The organism is Microbacterium sp. Ag1 (genome assembly GCF_001005635.1).
Lineage (GTDB): Bacteria > Actinomycetota > Actinomycetes > Actinomycetales > Microbacteriaceae > Microbacterium > Microbacterium oxydans.
Map to the genome: position 1 here is coordinate 346,307 of NZ_LBCR01000033.1, position 21,178 is coordinate 367,484.

19 protein-coding genes are annotated in these 21,178 nt (G+C 65.7%); 5 read left to right on the forward strand and 14 right to left on the reverse strand.

Annotation, left to right across the window (positions count from 1 at the left end; translation table 11 throughout):
* The first annotated feature begins 4 nt into the window (after positions 1–4).
* Complete coding sequence (locus AAY78_RS16565; RefSeq protein ID WP_046749367.1) at positions 5–1,432, forward strand: HNH endonuclease signature motif containing protein; 1,428 nt, start codon at positions 5–7, stop codon at positions 1,430–1,432.
* A 51-nt stretch (positions 1,433–1,483) separates the two neighbouring features.
* On the opposite strand, the gene AAY78_RS16570 is transcribed toward AAY78_RS16565, so the two are convergent.
* The 14 genes from AAY78_RS16570 to AAY78_RS19795 form a co-directional block, all read right to left on the reverse strand.
* Entirely contained in the window at positions 1,484–2,389 is a 906-nt protein-coding gene (locus tag AAY78_RS16570) for an NUDIX hydrolase (protein ID WP_046749368.1), read from the reverse strand.
* A 61-nt stretch (positions 2,390–2,450) separates the two neighbouring features.
* Entirely contained in the window at positions 2,451–3,923 is a 1,473-nt protein-coding gene (der, locus tag AAY78_RS16575; RefSeq protein WP_218867908.1) for a ribosome biogenesis GTPase Der, read from the reverse strand.
* A gap of 40 nt (positions 3,924–3,963) precedes the next feature.
* On the reverse strand, positions 3,964–4,683 hold the full coding sequence (gene cmk, locus AAY78_RS16580; RefSeq protein WP_156172672.1) for a (d)CMP kinase: 720 nt from the start codon (positions 4,681–4,683) through the stop codon (positions 3,964–3,966).
* The gene (locus AAY78_RS16585; RefSeq protein WP_046749370.1) at positions 4,676–5,812 is read right to left on the reverse strand and encodes a prephenate dehydrogenase; all 1,137 of its coding nucleotides are present in this window, start codon (positions 5,810–5,812) and stop codon (positions 4,676–4,678) included. Before AAY78_RS16585 ends, cmk begins: the two co-directional genes overlap by 8 nt.
* A complete protein-coding gene (locus AAY78_RS16590) occupies positions 5,809–6,651 on the reverse strand; it encodes a pseudouridine synthase (RefSeq protein ID WP_046749371.1) in 843 nt (280 codons plus the stop codon). Before AAY78_RS16590 ends, AAY78_RS16585 begins: the two co-directional genes overlap by 4 nt.
* Entirely contained in the window at positions 6,648–7,256 is a 609-nt protein-coding gene (gene scpB, locus AAY78_RS16595; RefSeq protein WP_046749372.1) for an SMC-Scp complex subunit ScpB, read from the reverse strand. The genes AAY78_RS16590 and scpB overlap by 4 nt, the downstream gene beginning before the upstream one ends.
* Positions 7,246–8,103: a segregation and condensation protein A gene (locus tag AAY78_RS16600; protein WP_046749373.1), complete on the reverse strand. Its 858-nt coding sequence runs from the start codon at positions 8,101–8,103 to the stop codon at positions 7,246–7,248. Before AAY78_RS16600 ends, scpB begins: the two co-directional genes overlap by 11 nt.
* Positions 8,087–8,920 (reverse strand): ParA family protein, encoded by an 834-nt coding sequence (locus AAY78_RS16605; RefSeq protein ID WP_168441067.1) that lies wholly within the window; start codon positions 8,918–8,920, stop codon positions 8,087–8,089. Before AAY78_RS16605 ends, AAY78_RS16600 begins: the two co-directional genes overlap by 17 nt.
* 175 nt (positions 8,921–9,095) lie before the next feature.
* Positions 9,096–9,998, reverse strand: a complete 903-nt coding sequence (gene xerD, locus AAY78_RS16610) for a site-specific tyrosine recombinase XerD (RefSeq protein ID WP_046749374.1) — start codon at positions 9,996–9,998, stop codon at positions 9,096–9,098.
* A gap of 2 nt (positions 9,999–10,000) precedes the next feature.
* On the reverse strand, positions 10,001–10,582 hold the full coding sequence (locus AAY78_RS16615) for an NUDIX domain-containing protein (protein ID WP_046749375.1): 582 nt from the start codon (positions 10,580–10,582) through the stop codon (positions 10,001–10,003).
* Positions 10,575–12,269 carry a CTP synthase gene (locus AAY78_RS16620; protein ID WP_046749376.1) on the reverse strand — a complete coding sequence of 565 codons (1,695 nt, stop codon included), beginning with the start codon at positions 12,267–12,269 and terminating at the stop codon, positions 10,575–10,577. Before AAY78_RS16620 ends, AAY78_RS16615 begins: the two co-directional genes overlap by 8 nt.
* Positions 12,270–12,286: 17 nt before the next feature.
* The gene (gene recN, locus AAY78_RS16625; protein ID WP_046749377.1) at positions 12,287–13,978 is read right to left on the reverse strand and encodes a DNA repair protein RecN; all 1,692 of its coding nucleotides are present in this window, start codon (positions 13,976–13,978) and stop codon (positions 12,287–12,289) included.
* A 13-nt stretch (positions 13,979–13,991) separates the two neighbouring features.
* Positions 13,992–14,912 carry an NAD kinase gene (locus AAY78_RS16630; RefSeq protein WP_046749378.1) on the reverse strand — a complete coding sequence of 307 codons (921 nt, stop codon included), beginning with the start codon at positions 14,910–14,912 and terminating at the stop codon, positions 13,992–13,994.
* A 159-nt stretch (positions 14,913–15,071) separates the two neighbouring features.
* Positions 15,072–15,915 (reverse strand): IS5 family transposase gene (locus AAY78_RS19795; protein WP_241186004.1). Its coding sequence is split into 2 segments (ribosomal slippage): positions 15,072–15,608 and positions 15,610–15,915, totalling 843 coding nucleotides; the frame shifts between segments, so codons are not numbered across the junction.
* A 114-nt stretch (positions 15,916–16,029) separates the two neighbouring features.
* Here AAY78_RS19795 and AAY78_RS16645 point away from each other — a divergent pair.
* The 4 genes from AAY78_RS16645 (at position 16,030) to AAY78_RS16665 (ending at position 21,119) form a co-directional block, all read left to right on the forward strand.
* The gene (locus tag AAY78_RS16645) at positions 16,030–17,073 is read left to right on the forward strand and encodes a tyrosine-type recombinase/integrase (protein WP_046749379.1); all 1,044 of its coding nucleotides are present in this window, start codon (positions 16,030–16,032) and stop codon (positions 17,071–17,073) included.
* A gap of 693 nt (positions 17,074–17,766) precedes the next feature.
* Complete coding sequence (locus AAY78_RS16650; RefSeq protein WP_156172674.1) at positions 17,767–18,102, forward strand: hypothetical protein; 336 nt, start codon at positions 17,767–17,769, stop codon at positions 18,100–18,102.
* Positions 18,099–18,404, forward strand: coding sequence for a hypothetical protein (locus AAY78_RS16655; RefSeq protein ID WP_156172675.1), 306 nt, complete (start codon positions 18,099–18,101; stop codon positions 18,402–18,404). The genes AAY78_RS16650 and AAY78_RS16655 overlap by 4 nt, the downstream gene beginning before the upstream one ends.
* A 1,275-nt stretch (positions 18,405–19,679) precedes the next feature.
* Complete coding sequence (locus tag AAY78_RS16665; protein WP_156172676.1) at positions 19,680–21,119, forward strand: hypothetical protein; 1,440 nt, start codon at positions 19,680–19,682, stop codon at positions 21,117–21,119.
* Positions 21,120–21,178 lie beyond the last annotated feature (59 nt).

Below are 21,178 nucleotides of genomic sequence, written 5' to 3' on the forward strand. Positions count from 1 at the left end.
GTGCATGGCGAACGATAAGAAACCCGACCTCGACCTCGATCTCGAGGAACGTCGTCGAGTTCTCGACGCCTGGGTCGCGACCCGTCGCCGCATCGCCGCACTCGAAGCTGAGGCAGCCGAGCTGCTCACGGAGCAGATCGCCATCCACGATGCCGATGTCGCCTCGAGCCCGTTCCACCGCGAGGCGATCTACCGGTCGATGGTCGCGGAGTTCTCGGCCGCCGGCCGCCTGCCGAAGGGGTCCATGGAGTTCGCCTTCGCAGACGCCCAGGCCCTGGTCGGCCATCTCCCCGCGACCCGCTCCTCGTTCTCGCGCGGCACTGTCAGCGCTGGACACGTTCGCGAGATCGCCAGGGCCAGCGCCATCGTGGCCGAGGCCATCCGCAACCGCAAGATCGATCCGGCAGTCATGGAGCTGTTCGAGACGGCGGTGCTGGTGGTCGCCGAGCAGGACACCGCAGCGCGCACCAAGGCGCACGCTCGACAGGTCGTCGCCGCCCTCGTCGGCGAGACGCTCGTCGACAGACACCGACGTGCGGCCGAGGAACGGTGCGTGACGGTGAAGTCGCTCGACGACGGGCTCGCGCTGCTCACCGCCGTGCTGCCCGAGTGGATCGCCACCGCCATCGCCGACCGACTGAATCAGATGACACGAGCGGTCGTACGCGCCCGGGATGACAGAGATGTCGTTCCTCCGCCCTGGTGGTTCGACGACGGGCGTGAGGGCATCAGCCCCGAGGACATCCCCCTCGACGATCCGGTGTTCGACATCCTCGATGACCGTGTGATCCGTGGCATCGACGTGAGCACGTTCACGGCCGACCCCGACGTCGTGCGTTTCCCGGCGGACACCCGTACGTGGGCACAGACCCAGGCCGACCTCTTCGCTGATCTGCTCCTCACGGCAGACCCGAGCGCCGCCCACGGGGACGGCCTCGACGGCATCCAGGCCCGCGTGCAGGTGACGATCGCAGCCAGCACCCTCACCGGCGCTGACGACGACCCGGCGGAGCTCGACGGGCACGGAGCGCTGCACCCCGACGTCGCGCGCGAGCTCGCAGCGCGCAACACGGGCTGGAGCCGCCTGTTCCTCGACCCGTCCGGCATGGTCGTGGAGACCGACACCTATACGCCGACCGAGGGCATGCGGCGTTTCCTCCGCGCGCGCGACCGACACTGCCGGTTCCCGGGATGCCGGATGCCGGTGCACCGCTGCGAGATCGACCACAACCACGATCATGCGAAGGGCGGCACGACCGCGCTCGACAATCTCGCGCACTTCTGTCGGAATCACCACACGCTCAAGCACCCGGACATTCCGGAGGCGCATCGGTGGACCGCTCAGCAGGAGAAAGACGGCAGCGTCACCTGGCACAGCCCACTGGGCCGGGACTACGCCGATTCGCCCCCTCGAAGGGTGATATTCGTCTGACGCCGGGCTTCCGGGTCGACGGTGACCGGACCGCGACGCAGGGACTCGACGTCAGCCCTGCGCGTCGAGCAACTCGAGCAGCCATCCCGCCGATCTGATGTACGCGGCACCCGCGTGCTCGGCCCGTTCCCGGAGGCCGCGGTCGCTGGTGACGGCGACGACGGATTCCTCGCCCGCGACCCGACGCTCGATCTCAGCGACGATCGCGTCGTCGCCCTCAGCCTCGGCACGTACCAGGCTGACGGGTCCCGGTTCGTCGGGGAGGCCTCGCGCCTGTCCCTCGACCACCAGCGAGACCTCGGGGAACCACGCATCTCCCCCGAGCTCCAGCTCCTCGGCGGGAACAGCCAAGCGTTCGAGACGGCCGCGAAGTCGAGCCGCCGCTCCGGCGCGGTCCTTCCACCAGCCGTCCGGGACCGAACCGACGACGTTCGCCGCATCCACCACGATCGCAGGACGCGTCCCGAGCAGCGCCCGCAGCGCAGGCCACGACGCCCCGAACCCCGGGTGCAAAGGGCGGGCGTCGACCTCATCCACCGGCACCCATTCCAGGGCGACGCTCTCGGGGTCGCTGATCACCGGCTCGAACGGCACCTGCACGTCGGCGATGACGGTCGTGTACGACCAGATCCCGAGGTCGAGCACGCTCGTGAACCGGGCGCGCACAGCACCGTCGGGCACGCCGGCCTCTTCCTGGGCTTCGCGGACGGCTCCGTCGATCGCGCTCTCCCCCTCGTGCAGCGCCCCGCCGGGAAGCCCCCACGTCCCCCCGAAGTGGCTCCAGGAGACGCGGTGCTGCAGCAGGATCCCGCGCGCGGGATCGTACGCGAGAAGACCGGCGGCGCCGAAGCGCCCCCAGTACTTCTCCCCCGACTCCGAGATCACCCAGGCATCGCCGGGATTCCGCGGCCCCTCGGGGCGACGCGGCTCACCGGAAGCAGGAGGTACGACAGTCACACACTCAGCCTTTCACAGCATCGGGGCGACGGCACCACGGCGCGACATGCGCCGGAACAGATCAGCGCTGACGCTTCTCGCGCACGCGCATGTTGATCACGATCGGCGTGCCCTCGAACGAGTAGAGCTCGCGCAGACGCCGCTGGATGAACCGGCGGTACCCGGGGTCGAGGAAACCGGTCGTGAACAGCACGAACGTCGGCGGGCGCGTCGATGCCTGCGTACCGAACAGGATGCGCGGCTGCTTGCCTCCACGCAGCGGGTGCGGGTGCTCCGCCACGAGTTCCGCGAGGAACGCGTTGAACTTGCCCGTCGGAATACGACGGTCCCAGTTCTCCAGCGCGGTCTCCAAGGCGGGAACGAGCTTGTCGAGGTGACGCCCGGTCTTCGCGGAGATGTTCACGCGCGGGGCCCAGGCGACGTGTGCGAGGTCCTGCTCGATCTCCCGCTCGAGGTAGCGACGACGATCGGCGTTCTCGAGATCGTCGTCGTTGAGGCGGTCCCACTTGTTGAACGCGAGGACCAGTGCACGACCCGACTCCAGCACCAGGTCGATGATGCGCACGTCCTGCTCGCTGATCGACTCGGAGACGTCGAGCACGACGACAGCGACCTCCGCCTTCTCCAGCGCAGCGGAGGTGCGCAGCGACGCGTAGAAGTCCGCGCCCTGCGCCATGTGCACGCGACGACGGATGCCGGCGGTGTCGACCAGACGCCACATCTTGCCGCCCAGCTCCACGACCTCGTCGACCGGATCGCGCGTGGTGCCGGCGAGATCGTTGACGACCACCCGCTCCTCGCCGGCCGCCTTGTTCAGCAGCGACGACTTGCCGACATTCGGGCGACCGAGGATGGCGACCCGGCGGGGTCCGCCGATCTCCTGCTTGGCGACCGCCGAGACCTCGGGAAGCTTCTTCATCACGGCGTCGAGCAGATCGGCGACACCGCGTCCGTGGATGGCGGACACCGGGTGCGGTTCGCCGAGACCGAGGCTCCACAGAGCTGCGGTCTCCGGCTCCTGCCGGGCGTCATCGATCTTGTTGGCGACCAGGAACACGGGCTTGCCGCTCTTGCGCAGCAGCTTCACCACGTGCTCATCGGTCGAGGTCGCACCCACCATGGCGTCGACGACGAACAGCACCAGGTCGGCGAGGTCGATCGCCACCTCCGCCTGCATCGCGACAGAGCGGTCGATGCCGCGAGCGTCCGGCTCCCACCCGCCCGTGTCGACGAGCGAGAAGCGACGGTCTCCCCACTCCGCCTTGTACGTCACGCGGTCGCGGGTCACACCGGGGGTGTCCTCCACGACGGCCTCACGGCGACCAAGGATGCGGTTCACGAGCGCGGATTTGCCCACGTTCGGCCGTCCGACGATCGCCACCACGGGAAGTGCGGGACTGTAGTGGATGCCGTCCTCGCCGAGCGTGATGCCCGCGAGGAGCTCCGCGTCCTCGTCGTCCAGCTCGTAGTCGGAGAGGCCGGCGCGGAGGGTCTCCGCACGCTGCTCGGCGAGATGCTCGTCGAGCTGGTCCATCTTCTCGGCGAGCTGGTCGGGGCCGCCTTCGTATTCGTCGTCAGCCACGGGGTGCTCCTTGGATTCGTTCGATCACCGTGAGGACGGCGTCGATGGTCTGGGGGAAATCGAGCTCCGTCGAATCGACGACCTCGACGCCTTCTGCAGCGTTCAGGAAGTCGACGACGGCACTGTCTGAGGCATCGCGCTTGTGCAATGCCGCGGCGACAGCAGCCGCATTCTCGCCGGCGAGTTCACCGGCACGTCGCGCAGCCCGCACTTCGGGGGCTGCGGTGAGAAGGATCCGTACAGGGGCGTCCGGTGCCACCACGGTCGTGATGTCACGTCCCTCCACCACGACGGCGGGGTACGACGACTCGGCTACCAGCCGGCGGAAGAGCTCGTTGACCTGTGCTCGCACCTCGGGCACGCGCGCCACGCCGCTCACCGCTCCGGAGACTCGCGGGTCGCGGATGGCCTCGGTGACCTCCACGTCTCCGACGAGCACCGTGCGGTCGTCGGGGTCGAGGCCCAGTCGCACGGGGAAGTCGGTCGCCGCAGCGAGGACGGCCTCGGAGTCGTCCGTGTCGGCCCCGCGGTCGAGCACATGCCAAGCGAGCGCACGGTAGGCGGACCCGGTGTCGAGGTACCCGAAGCCGAGCTTGCGCGCCACAGCCTTGGAAACGCTGGACTTGCCGGAGCCGGCGGGGCCGTCGATCGCGATGAACTTGTGCGCGTCGGTCACGTGCGCCTCCGCGGCGGAGAATGAGATGTCAGTCATTGGTGCTCCCCGCGATACGCCAGCCGCGTTCCTGGAGCCCGGTGATCGCGCCGTGCAGAGCCGCCGGGTCGACGCTGATCTCGGCGAGGCCAAACTGCGCTCCCGGCGAATGCTCGAGGCGCAGGTCCTCGACGTTGACTCCGAGTTCACCCAGCTCGCCGAAGAGCCGCCCGAGTTGCCCGGCGGTGTCGTCGATCATGACGACGAGGGTGTCGAAGCGCTGGTTCTGTCCATGCTTGCCGGGAAGACGCTCGACCCCGTCGTTGCCCTGGCGGATGGTCTCGGCTACCGTGCGGCGGGCGCCGGGGGCGGCCGGATCGCGCAGGGCGTCGGAGATCTCACCGAGGTCGGAAGCGAGGGCATCGAGGATCTCGACCACCGGTTCGGCGTTCGCCCCGAGGATCTGCACCCAGAGTTCCGGTGCCGACGCAGCGATGCGCGTCGTGTCGCGGACGCCCTGGCCCGCGAGACGGAGCGCCCCTTCCTCGGCCTCTGCGAGGCGACCGGCGAGCAGACTCGCCACCACCTGCGGCACATGCGAGATCAGCGCGACAGAACGGTCGTGCTCCTCCGGGGTCATCTCGAGCGGCGTCGCTCCCACATCGAGGGCGAGGGCCTCGACGAGCGCGAGATCGGAAGCTCTCGTCTCCGCGTCTCGGCACACGACCCAGGGGCGACCGATGAAGAGGTCAGCGCGGGCGGAGATCGCCCCACCGCGCTCACGGCCGGCGAGGGGATGCGAGCCGATGTAGCGGGCGAGGTCCACGCCGCGCGTCTGAAGAGTGCGGAACGGCTCGAGCTTCACACTGGCGACATCGGTGACCACCGCCTGCGGGAACCGGTCGAGCTCGGCCTGGATCACGTCTGCCGTGACATCGGGCGGAACGGCGACCACCACGAGAGAGGGGGCGTCGTCCTCCGCCGCGATCCGGCCGGCGCCGTAGTCGACCGCGAGGCGCAGTTGGGCCGGCGAGGCGTCGGACAGCACCACGTCGACCCCCTTCGCACGGAGGGCATGACCGATGCTCGCGCCGAGGAGGCCCGCGCCGACGATGCGGACGGTCCCGGAGAGACGCGGCGCGACGAAGCCCGCTCTCCGCCCCGCGGGCGCACTCGTCGTATCGGTCATTCGCTCTCCTGCTCGCCTGGCGCCTCGGCGACACCGGAATCACGGCGCGACAGGGTCAAAAGCGCGCCGAGTTCGATTTTACTCAGTTCCCGCGTCTTTCCGGCCGGGAGGGTTCCCAGGTGGAGCGGACCGAACTGTCGGCGGACCAGTTCCGTGACCGGGTGGCCGACGGCCGCGAGCATCCGACGGACGATGCGGTTGCGACCGGAGTGCAGTGTCAACTCCACCAGGCTCGACCCTCGTGAGGTGTCCAGAAGCCGCGCCTTGTCGGCGGCGATCGGTCCGTCCTCCAGTTCGATGCCCTTGGTGAGCTTCGAGATCGTCTGTGGCAGCACCGTTCCCTCGACCTTCGCGATGTACACCTTGGTCACGCCGAACGACGGGTGCGCCAGCACATGAGCGAGCGCGCCGTCGTTGGTCAGGATGAGCAGACCGCTCGTCTCGGCATCCAGCCGTCCGACGTTGTACAGCCGCTCCTCGTAGTCGGCGGTGAACCGGCGCAGATCGGGGCGGCCATTCTCGTCCTTCATGCTGCTCACGACACCGGTGGGCTTGTTGAGCATGACGTAGCGCTTCGAGACGTCGAGCTGCACGGCGGTGCCGTCAACGTCGACGAGGTCGTTCTCCGGGTCGATCCGTCTCCCGAGTTCGGAGACCACGATGCCGTTGACGCGGATGCGGCCTTCGGTGATGTACTGCTCGACCACGCGGCGTGAAGCGACTCCTGCAGCGGCGAGCACCTTCTGCAGGCGCACGCCTTCGGGTGCAGCCCCGGAATCGTTCGAGGCTGCGTTCGAGGCTGCGTTCGAGGCTGCGTTCGAGGCGTCGTGGCCGGTCATCGGATGGTCCCTTCGTCGAATCCGTCTGCACCATCGTCGAGCAGCGGGGAGATCGGGGGCAGCTCGTCGAGGGAGTTGATGCCCAGATGCTGGAGGAGCGCGTCGGTGGTTCCATAGTTGATCGCACCGGTCTCGGAGTCTGCGAACAATTCGGTGATCAGTCCGCGAGCGACGAGCGTGCGGACGACGGAGTCCACGTTCACCGCGCGGATGGAGGCGACCTGGCTGCGCGTGACCGGCTGCTTGTAGGCGATGACGGCCAGGGTCTCCAGGGCGGCCTGCGAGAGACGTGCAGGAGCCTGACCGCCGATGAATGCCGCCACCACGTCGTCGAGCTCTTCCCTGACGTAGAGACGCCACCCGCCGCCGACCTCCCGAAGCTCGAAGCCGCGTCGCGGCCCCTTCCCGCGCCCGTCGTAGTCCTCGACCAGCATCTCCAGGGTCTGGCGCACGGCCGGGACCGGCGAGCCGACCGCGGCGGCCAGGGCGACGAGACCGATCGGCTCATCCACGATGAAGAGGATCGCCTCGATCCGCTCGGTCAGAGGAATCTCCTCAGCACCGGCCAGGTCGGCGTTCGTCTCGTCCGTCACGTCATCGGTCATAGTCGGCTCCCAGGGTCGCCAGCGTCTCATCCGACCAGGAGTCGGCTGCCCAGCGCAGCGTCAGCTCGCCGAGCGGTTCCAGTTGTTCGAACGACAGCGCCGCGTGCCGGTAGAGCTCCAGCACGGAGATGAACCGTGCCACGACGATGCCCGGCTCGGTCACGCCGGCCACGAGTTCGCGGAAACTCACCGACTCGGTGCCGCGCAGCAGCGTCACCACGATCGCCGCCTGTTCGCGGATGCTGACCAGGGGCGCGTGCAGGTGATCGAGCCCGACGTGCGGGATCTCCTTCGGGGCGAAGGCCAGGAGGGCGAGAGCGGCGAAGTCGTCCACACTCAAGGACCACACGAGCTCCGGCGTCTGACGTCGGTGCTTCTCCTCCAGACGGACAGCGCGCACGTGACGACGGTCTTCGCGCTGCAGACAGCGGGCGAACCAGGTCGAGACCTCCTTGAAGGCCCGATACTGCAGCAGGCGCGCGAACAGCAGGTCGCGTGCCTCGAGCAGAGCCACCGCCTCGGCGTCGACCAGCTCGCCCTGAGGGAGAAGACCGGCGACCTTCATGTCGAGCAGGGTCGCGGCCACGACCAGGAACTCGGACGCCTGATCGAGGTCCTCGTCGTCGTCGAGTTGGCCGAGGTACGCGATGAACTCGTTGGTGACCGCGCTCAGCGATACCTCGGTGATGTCCATCTCGTGCTTCGAGATGAGGTTCAGCAACAGGTCGAAGGGGCCGTCGAAGTTCGACAGCGAGACCGTGAAGCCGCTGGCTTCGGCGGACGCTCCTTCGTCTGCGCTCTCCTGGAGCGACGGGTCGACGGGTGCTTCGTCAGGCGACGGCGCCACGGGCGACCAGCTCCCGCGCCAGCCGCAGATACGCCTGAGCGGCGGCATGCTCGGGGGCGAACTCGGTGATCGGCACGCCCGACACGGAGGCGTCAGGGAACTTCACGGTGCGGCCGATCACGGTTTCCAGCACATCGTCGCCGAATGCCTCGACCACACGCTCGAGCACCTCACGGGAGTGCAGCGTGCGCGGGTCGTACATCGTCGCCAGCAGGCCGTCCATCGTGATCGAAGGGTTGAGCCGGTCGCGGACCTTGTCGATCGTCTCGATCAGCAGCGCGACCCCGCGCAGGGCGAAGAACTCGCACTCGAGCGGGATGATCACACCGTGGGCCGCCGTCAGCGCGTTCACGGTGAGGATGCCGAGCGAAGGCTGGCAATCGATCAGGATGACGTCGTACTCCCCCGCCACCTGGCGCAGGACGCGGGCGAGGATCGTCTCTCGCGCGACCTCGTTGACGAGGTGCACCTCGGCAGCGGAGAGATCGATGTTCGCCGGCATGACATCGAGGCCCTCGACGCTCGAGTGCACGATCGCATCGTGGGCGTCGCGCTTGGTGTCCAACAGCAGGTCGTAGATCGTCGGCACGTCGTGGGTGGGGATACCGAGGCCCGCAGAGAGCGCGCCCTGGGGATCGAAGTCGACCGCCAGCACCTTCCGGCCGTATTCGGCCAGCGACGCGGCGAGGTTGATCGACGTGGTCGTCTTTCCGACGCCGCCCTTCTGGTTGCACAGCGCGATGATGCGTGCAGGGCCGTGGGACTTCAGCGGCTCGGGGATCGGGAAGCCGTGATACGGACGGCCGGTGGGTCCCATGGGGGTCTCGTCGGCCTTCTGCGCCTTCGCCCTGGACTTCGCCACTTTCTCAGCCACCCGTTCTCCTGCTCCGTCGTGCTTGGTCGATTGTACCGGCCATGCGGTTCTCCGGCCGCCTCGGCACGCGGCAGAGCGATCGGCGCGCGGCAGAGCGATCGGGCCGGTGCGGCACCCCTCATCGGGCGCGCGGGTGCGACGTCGCGTAGATGTCGCGGAGCGCGTCGACGGAGACGTGGGTGTAGATCTGCGTCGTCGCGACCGATGAATGCCCGAGGAGCTCCTGGACCACGCGCACATCCGCCCCACCCTGCAGGAGATGCGTCGCGAACGAGTGCCGCAGGGTGTGCGGGGAGACGTCGACCGTGATCTCCGCTCTCTCGGCGGCAGCGCGGATGACGAGCCAGGCGCTCTGGCGTGAGAGCGGGGCGCCCCGAGCGCCGAGGAACAGTCGGGCAGAGGCACGTCCCTTGGCCGCCAGTCCCGGACGCACGCGCGTCAGGTACGCGTCCACGGCGGCGCGCGCGTAGGAGCCCACCGGAACGATGCGCTCCTTGGCCCCCTTCCCCCGCAGTCGCAGCACGTCGCCGTGTGCCAGGTCGTCCACGTCGAGGTCGATGGCCTCCGACACCCGGGCTCCGGTCGCATACAGGAGTTCGAGCAGCGCGCGATCGCGGATGCCGAGCGGGTCCTCGGGCGATGGCGCGGCGAGAAGGCGCTCGACCTGCTCGATGGTCAGGGCTTTGGGGAGCCGTCGCGGCGCCTTGGGCGGGCGGAGCCGGCCGCTGGGGTCGTCAGCCTCGATGCCCTCGCGTGCCAGGAAACGGTGCCAGCCCCGGACCGACGACTGCAGGCGCGCGAGGCTCGTCGAGGCGGGCGGCGGCTGGGCAGATGCCCGCTCCGCGATGAACCGGTCGATCACGGCAGGGGTCACTTCAGCCGTGTCGGCGATCCCTTCTGCGACCAACCACTCCTGATAGACGCCGAGGTCACGCCGGTACGCCGCGACCGTGTGGGCACTCAGGCCCCGCTCGACCGTGACATGACGCAGGTAGGCGTCCAGGGCGCGCTCGAGCTGCATCGTCAGTCCCGGTCGCGCAGCCTCTGCGATGCCGCGAGCACCCCGATGGCGAGGATGCCGTTGCGCATCCGCCCCTCGAGCACCGCCGAGACGGCGTCCGAAAGCGGCACCCACGCAACCCGGATGTCCGCCTCCTCGTCCTCCCGGTCGTGTGCCGCGTCAGCCGAGGAGACCCCGGTCGCGAGGAACACGTGGATGATCTCGTCGTTCCCGCCCGGAGTCGTCCAGGAGGAGACCAGGGGTTCCCAGCGCTCGGCAACGAGGTCGGCCTCTTCGGCGAGCTCCCGCCGGGCTGCGGCAAGAGGCTCCTCCCCCTCCACATCCAGCAGTCCTGCAGGGAGCTCCCAATCCCGATGCCGAATCGGGTGACGGTACTGCTGGATCAGCAGGACGCGCCCCTCATCGTCCAGGGCGACGATCGCCACCGCGCCGGTGTGATCGACGTACTGTCGGACGATCTCACCGTCTCCGTAGCGCACACGGTCGGAGCGGACGTCCCAGACCCTGCCGCGGTATACGAGGTCGCTGTGAAGGACCTCCGGTTCGAACGGCTCGTCGCGGAGGTCCTGCGGCGACTCAGTCATCCGCACTGACGTCGAACAGCTCGCTCGCGCGGTTCCGCTCGATCGCTGCGCCGACCAGTCCGCGGAACAGCGGGTGCGGAGCGGTCGGACGCGAGCGCAGCTCGGGGTGCGCCTGAGTGGCGATGTAGTACGGGTGCACGTCGCGGGGAAGCTCGACGTACTCGACGAGGTCGAGCTCCGGGTTGAGACCGGAGAACACCAGTCCGGCCTCCGAGAGACGGTCACGGTAGGCGTTGTTCACCTCGTAGCGGTGACGGTGGCGCTCGGAGGCTTCGGGCGCACCGTACAGTTCACGGGCGAGCGATCCTTCGGCGAGGGCGGCCTGGTACAGACCGAGGCGCATGGTGCCCCCGAGGTCGCCTCCGTCGAGGATGTCGACCTGCTCGGCCATAGTGGCGATGACGGGCTCCGCCGTCTCCGGGTCGAACTCGCTCGAGGACGCGCCTTCGATGCCGGCGACGTCGCGTGCGTACTCGATGACCATGCACTGCAGGCCGAGGCACAGGCCGAGCGTCGGGATGCCCTGCTCACGCGCGAACTTCAGCGCGCCGAGCTTGCCCTCGATGCCGCGGATGCCGAAGCCTCCCGGCACGCAGATGCCGTCGAGCTGGGCCAGCTGCTCCCTGGCGCCCTCCGGGGTCTCGCAGAGGTCGGAGGGGATCCAGCGGATGTTGACCTTGGTCTCCTGTGCGAAGCCTCCGGCCTTGAGAGCCTCGGTCACCGAGAGATAGGCATCGGGGAGGTCGATGTACTTGCCCACCAGGCCGATCGTCACCTCGTGCTTGGGGTTGTGCACCGCGTGCAGCACCTTGTTCCAGCGTGTCCAGTCGACGTCGGCCGCCTTCTGGTCGAGGCCGAGGCGGCGCACGATGTACGAGTCGAGTCCCTGCTCGTTCAGCGTCGAGGGGATGTCGTAGATGCTCGGCAGGTCGACGGTGTTGATGACGCCCTCGACATCGACGTCGCACATCAGCGCGATCTTGTTGCGGTTGCTCGCGCTGACCGGGCGGTCGCTGCGGAGCACCAGGGCGTCCGGCTGGATGCCGACCTGGCGCAGGGCCGCCACGGAATGCTGCGTCGGCTTGGTCTTCTGCTCCCCCGAGGCGCCCATGAAGGGCACGAGCGACACGTGCACGAAGAACACGCTGTCGCGGCCGAGCTCGTGACGCAGCTGGCGCGCGGACTCGAGGAACGGCTGCGACTCGATGTCGCCGACGGTGCCGCCGACCTCGGTGATGATCACGTCGGGACGCGGGTCTTCCGACGCCTGCAGGCGCATCCGGCGCTTGATCTCGTCCGTGATGTGCGGAATGACCTGCACCGTGTCGCCGAGGTACTCGCCGCGACGCTCGCGGGCGATCACCTGCGAGTAGATCTGGCCAGTGGTGACGTTGGCCGCCTCCGACAGGTTGATGTCGAGGAAGCGCTCGTAGTGGCCGATGTCGAGATCGGTCTCGGCGCCGTCGTCCGTCACGAACACCTCGCCGTGCTGGAACGGGTTCATCGTGCCCGGATCGACGTTCAGGTACGGGTCGAGCTTCTGCATCACGACGCGCAGGCCGCGGGCCGTGAGGAGGTTTCCGAGGCTGGCCGCCGTCAGTCCCTTGCCCAAAGACGAAACGACACCACCAGTCACGAAGATGTGCTTGGTCGTGTCGTTCTTGGGTCCCGCAGAAGAAGAGTTCATCACGGGCTTCGATCCTATCAGGCGGTGGGCACTCGGAGGCTGAGAAGTTCACGCGCGTGGGTCAGAGCGGCGTCGGAATCGGTGAGCCCCGACAGCAGACGTGCCATCTCGGCTTCGCGCTCCTCCCCCTCCAGACGCCGCACGCTGGAGGCCGTGACCGCGCCGTCATTGGCCTTCACGACCGACAGGTGGTTGTTGGCGAAAGCTGCGACCTGCGCGAGATGTGTGACCGCGATGACCTGCGACTTCTCGGCGAGTCGGGCGAGTCGGCGTCCGACCTCGATGGCCGCAGCGCCACCGATGCCCGCGTCGACCTCGTCGAACACGAACGTCGGAACCGGGTCGGTCGCGGCGATCACGACCTCGATGGCCAGCATCACACGGGAGAGCTCGCCGCCAGAGGCTCCCTTCGAGACCGATCGCGGCTCGGCGCCGGGGTGGGGCGCGAGGAGGATCGCGACATCGTCTCGGCCGTGGGCGCTCTCGGTGCCCTCGGAGACCGCGACTTCGAGGCGGGCGTCCGGCATGGCGAGAGCGTGGAGCTCCTCCGTCACAGCGGCCCCCAGACGAGAAGCCGCCTCGGTGCGCACCGCAGTCAGTGCATCGGCGTGCGCGTCGAGCTCGACCCTGGCCGCATCGCGCTCGGCGATCAGCCTTTCGATGCGGTCACCGTCGTCGTCGAGCTCGGCCAGCCGCGCGGATCCGGTCTGCCAGAGAGTCAGAGCCTCATCGAGCGAGCCGTGGGCACGGATCAGGGTCCCGAGCGCCGCACGCCGCTCTTCGACCGCCGCGAGCTCATGCGGACCGGTCTCGTCGAGGTCGGCGAGATAGGCGGAGAGGAGCCCCGCCGTGTCGGCGATCCGGTAGCCGATGTCGGCGAGGTTCTCCCCGATCTCGGTCAACTTGGCATCAGAGGCTCGTTCGAGCACGCGACGTGCCTCCGCGACGAGCGCCGCGGCATCGGGCTCACCGTCTTCGCTCGACAGCGCGGCGTGGGCGAGAGATGCTGCGAGACGCAGCTCCTCGGCGTTGGCGAGACGCTCGGAGCGCTCGGTGAGCTCCTGGTCCTCCCCCGGCTCCGGCGCGGTCGCCTCGATCAGTGCGATGGCCTCCCGCAGTCGCGTGGCTTCCTCGGCCCGCCGATCCCGGTTCTCGGTGATCTCCGAGATCTCGGCGTCGAGCGCACGCCAACGAGCGAAAGCGGCCGCATAGGTGTTCACGGCTTCCGCGATCGGAGCACCACCGAAACGATCGAGCGCATCGCGCTGGGCGGTCGCTGATCGCAGCCGCAGCTGCTCGGACTGGCCGTGGACCACGACAAGCTCTTCCGCGAGCGAAGAGAGTACTCCCGCCGGAGCGGCGCGGCCACCCACACTCGCGCGGGAGCGCCCTTCCGCGCTCAGCGTGCGCGACACGTAGAGTTCGGCGCTGCCGCCACCCGCGGGCTCCAGCTCTCCGCCGGCGTCGGCGACGATCTCTGCGACGCTGCCCTGTTCGGGGACGATCCACACGCCGGCGACCGATGCCTGCGACGCACCGGCGCGCACCGCCCCGGAATCGGCGCGCTGGCCGAGGAGCAGCCCGAGTCCGGTGACGACCATGGTCTTGCCCGCACCGGTCTCACCCGTGACCGCGGTGAAGCCGGGGCCCAGCGGCAGAACGGCATCGGCGATGACGCCGAGCCCCTGCATCCGCATCTCCTCGATCATGACGACCTCTCGCTCACGACGTCGCTTCCGTCGCCTGGCCACGCCACCCGGCGACGGGCAGCTGGAACTTGCGCACGAGACGGTCCGTGAAGGCCGTGGGGTGCAGGCGCGCGAGCCGCACGGGACGTGAAGAACGACGCACCACCACACGAGCGCCCGGCGGCAGTTCGTGCGAACGGCGTCCGTCGCACCACAGGATGCCGGAGCCGTCCGTGCGCTCGAGCATCTCGATCGCGACCGACGCGTCCGGGCTGACCACCAACGGCTTGGCGAACAGCGCGTGCGCAGACAGCGGCACCACGGCGATCGCTTCCACACTGGGCCAGATCACGGGGCCTCCCGCCGAGAAGTTGTAGGCGGTCGATCCGGTCGGAGTGGACACGACCATGCCATCGCAGCCGAAGCTCGACAGGGGGCGTCCATCGATCTCCAGCACGATCTCGATCATCCGCTCACGGCTGGCCTTCTCGACCGTCGCCTCGTTGAGCGCCCAGGTCTCGTAGACGACCGTGCCATCGACATCTTTCACCCGCACCGACAGCGCGAGCCGTTCTTCGACCTCGTAGTCGCGATCGATCACACGGCGCACCGCTTTGTCCATGTCATCGCGGTCGATCTCCGCGAGGAAGCCCACGTGCCCCATGTTGATGCCGAGCACGGGTGCGCCGCTGTCCCGCACCAGTTCCGCGGCACGCAGGATCGTCCCGTCCCCGCCCAGCACGATCGCCAGCTCGAGGTCGGCCGGGTCGACGGAACGCCCGAGCACGTCGGTGTCGACGAAGAACGGGTCGACGGCCGCGAGGTCCTCGTGATCGTCGACGGCCAGAACGGGTCGCGCTCCGGCCTCTCGAAGAGCGTCGATCACCCGACGGGCGGCCTCGACGGTGTCGACACGGCCCGCGTGAGCGACGACCAGGATGCAGCGCTCGTTCATCGTCCTCCTGCCAGTCGGTTGATGGTGTCCAGCCATTCTGTCGGTGTACACTCAGAGGTACCAAAACCCGCGTGATTCCGGGGTTTTTCGAGGGCTTGAGACAACTTGTGCCCACGACGTGCCCACGAAATCTGAGGAGTAATCACAACACCGAGCGTACTAGGGCGTGTCTCTTAAAGCCTTGAGCCAGATGGTGATGGCGCGTAGGACGACGCCGCCGCGATAGGTCAGGGCGAGTTTGTCGTAGCGGGTGGCCAAGGCGCGCCATTGCTTGAAGATGTTGAATCCGCGCTCGACGACGTTGCGGCGCTTGTAGGCCTCGGTGTCGTAGGTGACCGGGCGACCACCCTTGGCGCCGCGGCGCTTGCGGTTGGCGATCTGATCATCGCGTTCGGGGATGACGGCCTGGATGCCGCGCCGGCGCAACAGCTTGCGGTTGGCCCGGGAAGAGTAAGCCTTGTCACCCAGCGCCCGGTCGGGCCTGGTGCGTGGCCGGCCCCCACCCAGGCGCGGTACCCGCAGGGCGTTCATCACGTGCTCGAACATCGGGGAGTCCCCGCCCTGCCCGGGCCCGAGCAGCATCACCAGCGGCCGCATGTTCCCGTCGCACAGGTGGTGGATCTTCGTCGACAGGCCGCCGCGGGAGCGGCCGATGGCGTGATCAGGCGGCTCGATGCGCAGATTCGTGTAATTCGTCAGGTCCCCCTGTGTCCCGGGGCAGGTTGGTGGCGTGCTGATGGGCGCGGTTGATCGTGGAGTCCACCGAGACTTCCCAGTCGATCAGCCCGGCGGCGTCGGCATGGGCCAGCAGGACGCTGTGGATCTTGTCCCACGTCCCATCACCGCTGAAGCGGCGGTGCCGCTTCCACACCGTCTGCCACGGCCCGAAGCACCCGGGTAAGTCCCGCCACGCGATCCCGGTCCGGTAGCGATAGATGATGCCCTCCACCACGGTGCGATGATCGGCGAACGGCCGACCACGACGCCCCTGCGAGGACGGCATCAACGGAGCAATCAGCTCCCACTGCGCATCAGTCAGCAACTCCGTTCGAGACACACACCGAGCGTTCCAGCGACCAGCCCAAACCTTTGGGAGACACGCCCTAGGAGACCCGACATGCCAAGGAAGACAGCATCCGGGAAGTGGCAAGCAAGAGTTGTAGACCCCATCACCCGAAAGAGGCTGGCACTCGGAACCTTCAACACCGAGAAGGAAGCCAAGGTTGCTGAGGTCACCGAGTACGCCCGGATCAAGAGCGGCGAGATTGTCGGCGGAGGACGCATCTCCTTCGAAACGTTCGCGTTGCAGTACCTAGAGACACGGAAGATCGACCTGGCTCCCGACAGCTACAGGAACTCTCTGTACAACCTCAACAACTGGCTCCTCCCCACGTTCGGCAAGAGAGAGCTTCGCAAGATCACCCCCGCCGCTGTGCGCGCATGGTTCCTCACGCTCCCTGAGACACCTGGACGTAAGGCCATCTACTCGCTGATGAGTCAGATCATGAAGCAAGCTCTGTACGACGGCGAGATAAACCGGAACCCCGTCCTCATCCGTGGGGCCATGAAGGACACCAGCACGCCGCGTGAGTACGTGCCACCCGCTGACATCCACATGTTGCGCACCATGGCCGGGGACTCCTCACAGATGGGCGTACTTCTTCTTCTTGTCATGGGCGGCGCTCTCCGCATCGGGGAAGCCCTCGCGCTGAACTGGGAGGACGTGGACCTGACCAACGGCACAGTCCATGTCTACAAGCACCTGGTGCCCAACCACGGGATGCAGAAGGGCACGAAGCATGATCCTGAGGGGGATCGCACGATTGCAGTTCCTGAGGCCGTCACAGCCGCCTTGAAGGGCTTGAAGAACACCAGGACGACGGAGCACGACACGCCTGTGTTCATCAACACCAAGGGGACGCGCTACTCCTACAACTCATTCCACCGCGAGTTCAACAAGCTGAAAGCCAGCATTGGCCTGGACCATGTGCACGTTCACGACCTCCGTCACACGGGCCTGACACTCTACGCACAGACCGGGGCAACCCAAGGCGAAATCATGAGCCGAGGTGGCCACCGGGATCACCGAAGCTCTATGCGCTATCAGCACTCCAACCTTGAGCGAGATAAGGCCAATACCGAGCGAATGAACATGAGCTAATGAGACAATAGAAGGATGCTGAAACGTGAGCTTGAAACGATAGTGAATGAAGCGCGGCACGCCTTCTCCACCGACACCGCGTATGCAATCGAGATAGCCAAAGCAGGAACGCAACTCCTTCACTTGCGCTCTCAGGAGGCGTACACCGCTCCCGAGAGACTGACACCCCCTCAATGGTCATTGAACTCAATCGGCGTCCGCGCAAGCCAGCGGAACGCACGTAGAGGCGGAAGAAGGCCGTCAGTGAGCCTTGAGGACCATCTTCGAACTAAACACCTCAGTAAAGAAGAACAGGCACGCACTCTGAACGTTTCAAGAAGTGCCATTCAGCGCGCAAGAGTTCGTTATCGTGTTGTACAATAGAATTACCTCTTGTGGTGAGAGATACCTAAGCCCTTCACTTCCGTAGTCCAATCCGGAAGTGAAGGGCTTTTCTATATACCCCTTAGTGGATTCACAGCTAACTAACAGCAATACAGCCCCACCTAACATGAGGCCAATGATTGCAACGAAGCATATAGCACAGCTCGGAACTCACATATCACAAAGACCATGAAAGCGGGAGAAGATCAGTTGCGCGAAGGTGGCCAATGAACGATAGTGGCTTTAAAGAAGTTCTTCGAACGAAGTGAGATGAACTCTTATCGAATTATCCCTTTATCTTTATCTCCTTATTGTGATTGGACACACATCATGGGAACTCAGAAGCAAGCTGATGCCCTTATCAAGATCGCTCGCCAGACTGGACGAGTCTTCACCCCTGAACAACTAGAGATGGCCAAGGCTCAAGTGCTCGCTATGGATCATGCATCGATCCAAGCAATGTTCGCTGAGTACAACGCCAAGACCGGCTTCAACCGCGACTACGCGAACGCCTCAGACTCTCAGCTCCTTCTGATCGGACGCCTTGAGAAGAAGCTCTATGGCACGGTCACTCCTTTCAAGGAAAAGAGGCACTTGACTTTCACCGAAGCTGACGCCAAGATCAAGACCCTTAACTCACTCCTACAGATGGAGAAGGCGGCATGAAGAAGCTACTGGCCATAGGAGCCGTTCTAACGGCCTCTCTTCTCTTCGCCGGGTGTGCACCTACTCCTGAGACAGATACGCGCGTAGAGCGCACGGCAGCCATGCTGGAGGGGCTTGTCTCAGCCGAGAGTGAAAGCATCGCGGAAGCGTACAAGGCAGATGGCCTCTTCCTCTCAACAGCAGAAGACCTTGTAGAACTCTGCGACTCGGGTGGATCACTCACGGCCTATGCATCGGCCATGGCTGACGTGGGTATGGAAGACCACATCTACGCAGTGAGTAGCATCGCGTGCCCTAGCTAACCAAGAACAAGAACTACAGGCCCCGCTCAATGGCGAGTGGGGCCTTTTTCGTGCCTTGACGCGAATCTGAGTGTTTCCTGAATGTGTCGATAGTAATTGCAGGAGGACACATCATGTCTGAAGCAATCAAGGCACTAGAAGAGTATCGAGACCGGCTCATCAGTGAAGCCGCGATGTCTGCGAAAGACGTTGACGAGGCCATTCGCCTTCTCACTGAATGGAACTCCAAGTGAGTCTTCTGGAAGCGGTGGACTATGAGCACCCGCGTGTGAAGTGGATCAACAGAAGCTCAGGCATCAAGACCTACGTCACCGCACATCGAAAGGTGCGCCGCTGGTATGGCCGTCCCTCCGAATACCTCTGTGCCAGTGGCTGTGGCAAGCCAGCAGGGGACTGGAGCTATGACGGCCTTGACCCTCACGAGATGGTCGGGACTGGACGGCTAGGCACATTCATGAAGTTCAGTCCTGATCCACGCCACTACCAACCACGGTGCCGTGCCTGTCATCACGAATATGACAAGGCGCTACGTAGATCATGACTTCCTATCACGCTGGAGCCGAGTGGAAGCGATTCACCTCTAAGGCTCGCCCCATCATAAAGGCACAACTCCCCCTCCCCTGTGTCAACAGATGCGGACACCTGGTCTATCCAGAACAGAAGTGGCATGTGGGCCACCTTCCCGGCCATGACCGTGCACTCACGCACGAGCGCCCCTCACTCGAAACAGTGGGGCCATCGCATCAGAGATGCAATACCCAGGCCGGTGCACAACTGAAGCATCAGCTACAAACCAAGCGCACAACGCGCAATAGCAGAGACTCTGCACGACTAGCAGACAGGTAATCCCCATGACCGTACGTATGACCATCACTCCCCGAGAGGGAGTAAGCCTCACCATCGAGGTGGCCAAGATGTCCCAGCTACTCAAGGAGCTAGGCACCGCTGGTCTGACCAGTGCTCTACCTGCACAGGGTGACAGCGATGAGTAACCCAACAGACACGTACCGCTATCCGATCACCGTCGATGGGATCACGTTCATCTATCACAGTGCTTCGCCTATGAACACAGAAGAGCTAGAAGCCCTAGTCATCGAGCAAGAGAGCACGAACGAACTCGAACCGTGAAGCTTCTTTGACTGAAACGCCGGTAACCCCAGCGTATGCCATGAAGCTTTTCTATTCGTTTCCGACAGAGATTATGAAATGACAGCCGATCTAAGCACGCAGAAGGCGTGGACAGCGCTACGCAAGAAGGCGCTAAAACCACGTCAAGTGAGCACGTTGAAGACGACGCAGAAGGATCGGGACGAGTTCCTGAGGGGAGCAGAGCTTTTGCGCTTCTACGGAGAAGCGGCCATGCCAGGACGCTCCCCTCAGGCTCAACAGCTTGTAGTGGCTGACACTCTCGCGTGTGGTCATCAGCGAAACGTCATCCTCCTCCCCCGCCGTAGCTCCAAGTCCACATCGGTCATCGCTGTAGGGCTAGGACGTGCAGAAGCTCGCGAGGACTACCGCGTAGGCATCCTCACGCTCACTTCTGGAAAGGCAGGACGAAGCCGCTTCCTCAAGGACGTTGCTCCCGCTATCGAGCGCCTGTATCCAGACAAGACCACACGACCGCTCAAAATCGTTCGGAGTGCCGGTCAGGAGCGTGTGGAGTTCCCGTCCGGTGGGTCTGTCTCCTGGCTCTCCAGCATGGATGACCTACGAGGCGAGGCATTCGACCTGGTGATTCTGGACGAGGCAGGAGAGCCAGACCCCGAGAAGGTTCTAGAAGTTCTCGCCGCCGCTCTCCCGACCTTGGACACCCGCCCTGGCGCTCAGATCATTGCGGCGGGTACGGCTGGCCGGTACCGCGCCGGGAACCTCCTGTGGACATGGCTCGCGCTTGCCCGCTCCGGTAGCTCCGGGGTCCTGGACTACTCCGTTGACGACCAAGACGTGACGGACGCTCAACTTGCCGCGTGGGAGCCGACAGCCGAGCACCCGGAAGGCAACGTCAAGAATCTTGTTCTCGCCTCTCACCCCGGCGTCGGCACCCTCACGACGCTGGAGAGCATCAAGAACAACTACGAGACCTTGCCCATCGAGAAGTTCGCACCTGAGTACCTAGGAATCTTCGGAGACAGCGGCAACGCGGGTCTCCTCATCAAGCCGAAGACGTGGACCAACGCCGGTTCGAGCGCTCCCCTTCCCTCCCCCGAGCACTACGCCCTGGGGCTGGTCTGTCACCCCGACCAGCAGAGCGCCGCGTTGGTAGCCGCATGGCGCGACGAGAACGGCATAGCTCACATCCTTGTTGACCGTCACGATCGTGGCACCGACTGGGTAGCGCCGTACCTCAAGAAGCACGCGAAGGACCGTGTGCCCATCGCCTACGACTCCTTTAGCGCGGTCACACAGGTAGAGGTCAACAAGGCCGAGAAGAGCGCCCCTAGACCCCGCACAGAGCCGCAGAGAACCGCCTTCATCAAGCAAGCCGCTGCTCTGTTGATGGATGACCTAAACAACGGTCGCGTCATTCATTACGACCAAGGCCCGCTGAACCGAGCCGTCGAGGTTGCTGTGAAGCGCAAGGTCGGAATGTTCGGGTGGGCCTTTGGGCGCTCCCTCGCAGAAGACGACATCACGGCCTTGGAAGCTGCCTCTCTCGCACTCCGTCTATTTGACGAGATGCCTAAAAAGAGAGAGTTCATGTCGATGGTCGCATAAACGTACCACGTTGCATTTGCAACCCGGCCGATTGTAGAGGTAACGGCAATCGGAGTACG

What these genes read in the sequence shown, in the direction of transcription:
- AAY78_RS16590 (WP_046749371.1), bottom strand. Translation starts at nt 6,651, where the DNA reads ATGACCGGCCACGACGCCTCGAACGCAGCCTCGAACGCAGCCTCGAAC.
- xerD (WP_046749374.1), bottom strand. Translation starts at nt 9,998, where the DNA reads ATGCAGCTCGAGCGCGCCCTGGACGCCTACCTGCGTCATGTCACGGTC.
- der (WP_218867908.1), bottom strand. Translation starts at nt 3,923, where the DNA reads ATGGACCAGCTCGACGAGCATCTCGCCGAGCAGCGTGCGGAGACCCTC.
- AAY78_RS16620 (WP_046749376.1), bottom strand. Translation starts at nt 12,269, where the DNA reads ATGAACTCTTCTTCTGCGGGACCCAAGAACGACACGACCAAGCACATC.
- AAY78_RS16565 (WP_046749367.1), top strand. Translation starts at nt 5, where the DNA reads ATGGCGAACGATAAGAAACCCGACCTCGACCTCGATCTCGAGGAACGT.
- AAY78_RS16585 (WP_046749370.1), bottom strand. Translation starts at nt 5,812, where the DNA reads ATGACCGATACGACGAGTGCGCCCGCGGGGCGGAGAGCGGGCTTCGTC.
- AAY78_RS16645 (WP_046749379.1), top strand. Translation starts at nt 16,030, where the DNA reads ATGCCAAGGAAGACAGCATCCGGGAAGTGGCAAGCAAGAGTTGTAGAC.
- AAY78_RS16650 (WP_156172674.1), top strand. Translation starts at nt 17,767, where the DNA reads ATGGGAACTCAGAAGCAAGCTGATGCCCTTATCAAGATCGCTCGCCAG.
- recN (WP_046749377.1), bottom strand. Translation starts at nt 13,978, where the DNA reads ATGATCGAGGAGATGCGGATGCAGGGGCTCGGCGTCATCGCCGATGCC.
- AAY78_RS16655 (WP_156172675.1), top strand. Translation starts at nt 18,099, where the DNA reads ATGAAGAAGCTACTGGCCATAGGAGCCGTTCTAACGGCCTCTCTTCTC.
- scpB (WP_046749372.1), bottom strand. Translation starts at nt 7,256, where the DNA reads ATGACCGATGACGTGACGGACGAGACGAACGCCGACCTGGCCGGTGCT.
- AAY78_RS16605 (WP_168441067.1), bottom strand. Translation starts at nt 8,920, where the DNA reads ATGGGACCCACCGGCCGTCCGTATCACGGCTTCCCGATCCCCGAGCCG.
- AAY78_RS16630 (WP_046749378.1), bottom strand. Translation starts at nt 14,912, where the DNA reads ATGAACGAGCGCTGCATCCTGGTCGTCGCTCACGCGGGCCGTGTCGAC.
- AAY78_RS16615 (WP_046749375.1), bottom strand. Translation starts at nt 10,582, where the DNA reads ATGACTGAGTCGCCGCAGGACCTCCGCGACGAGCCGTTCGAACCGGAG.
- cmk (WP_156172672.1), bottom strand. Translation starts at nt 4,683, where the DNA reads ATGACTGACATCTCATTCTCCGCCGCGGAGGCGCACGTGACCGACGCG.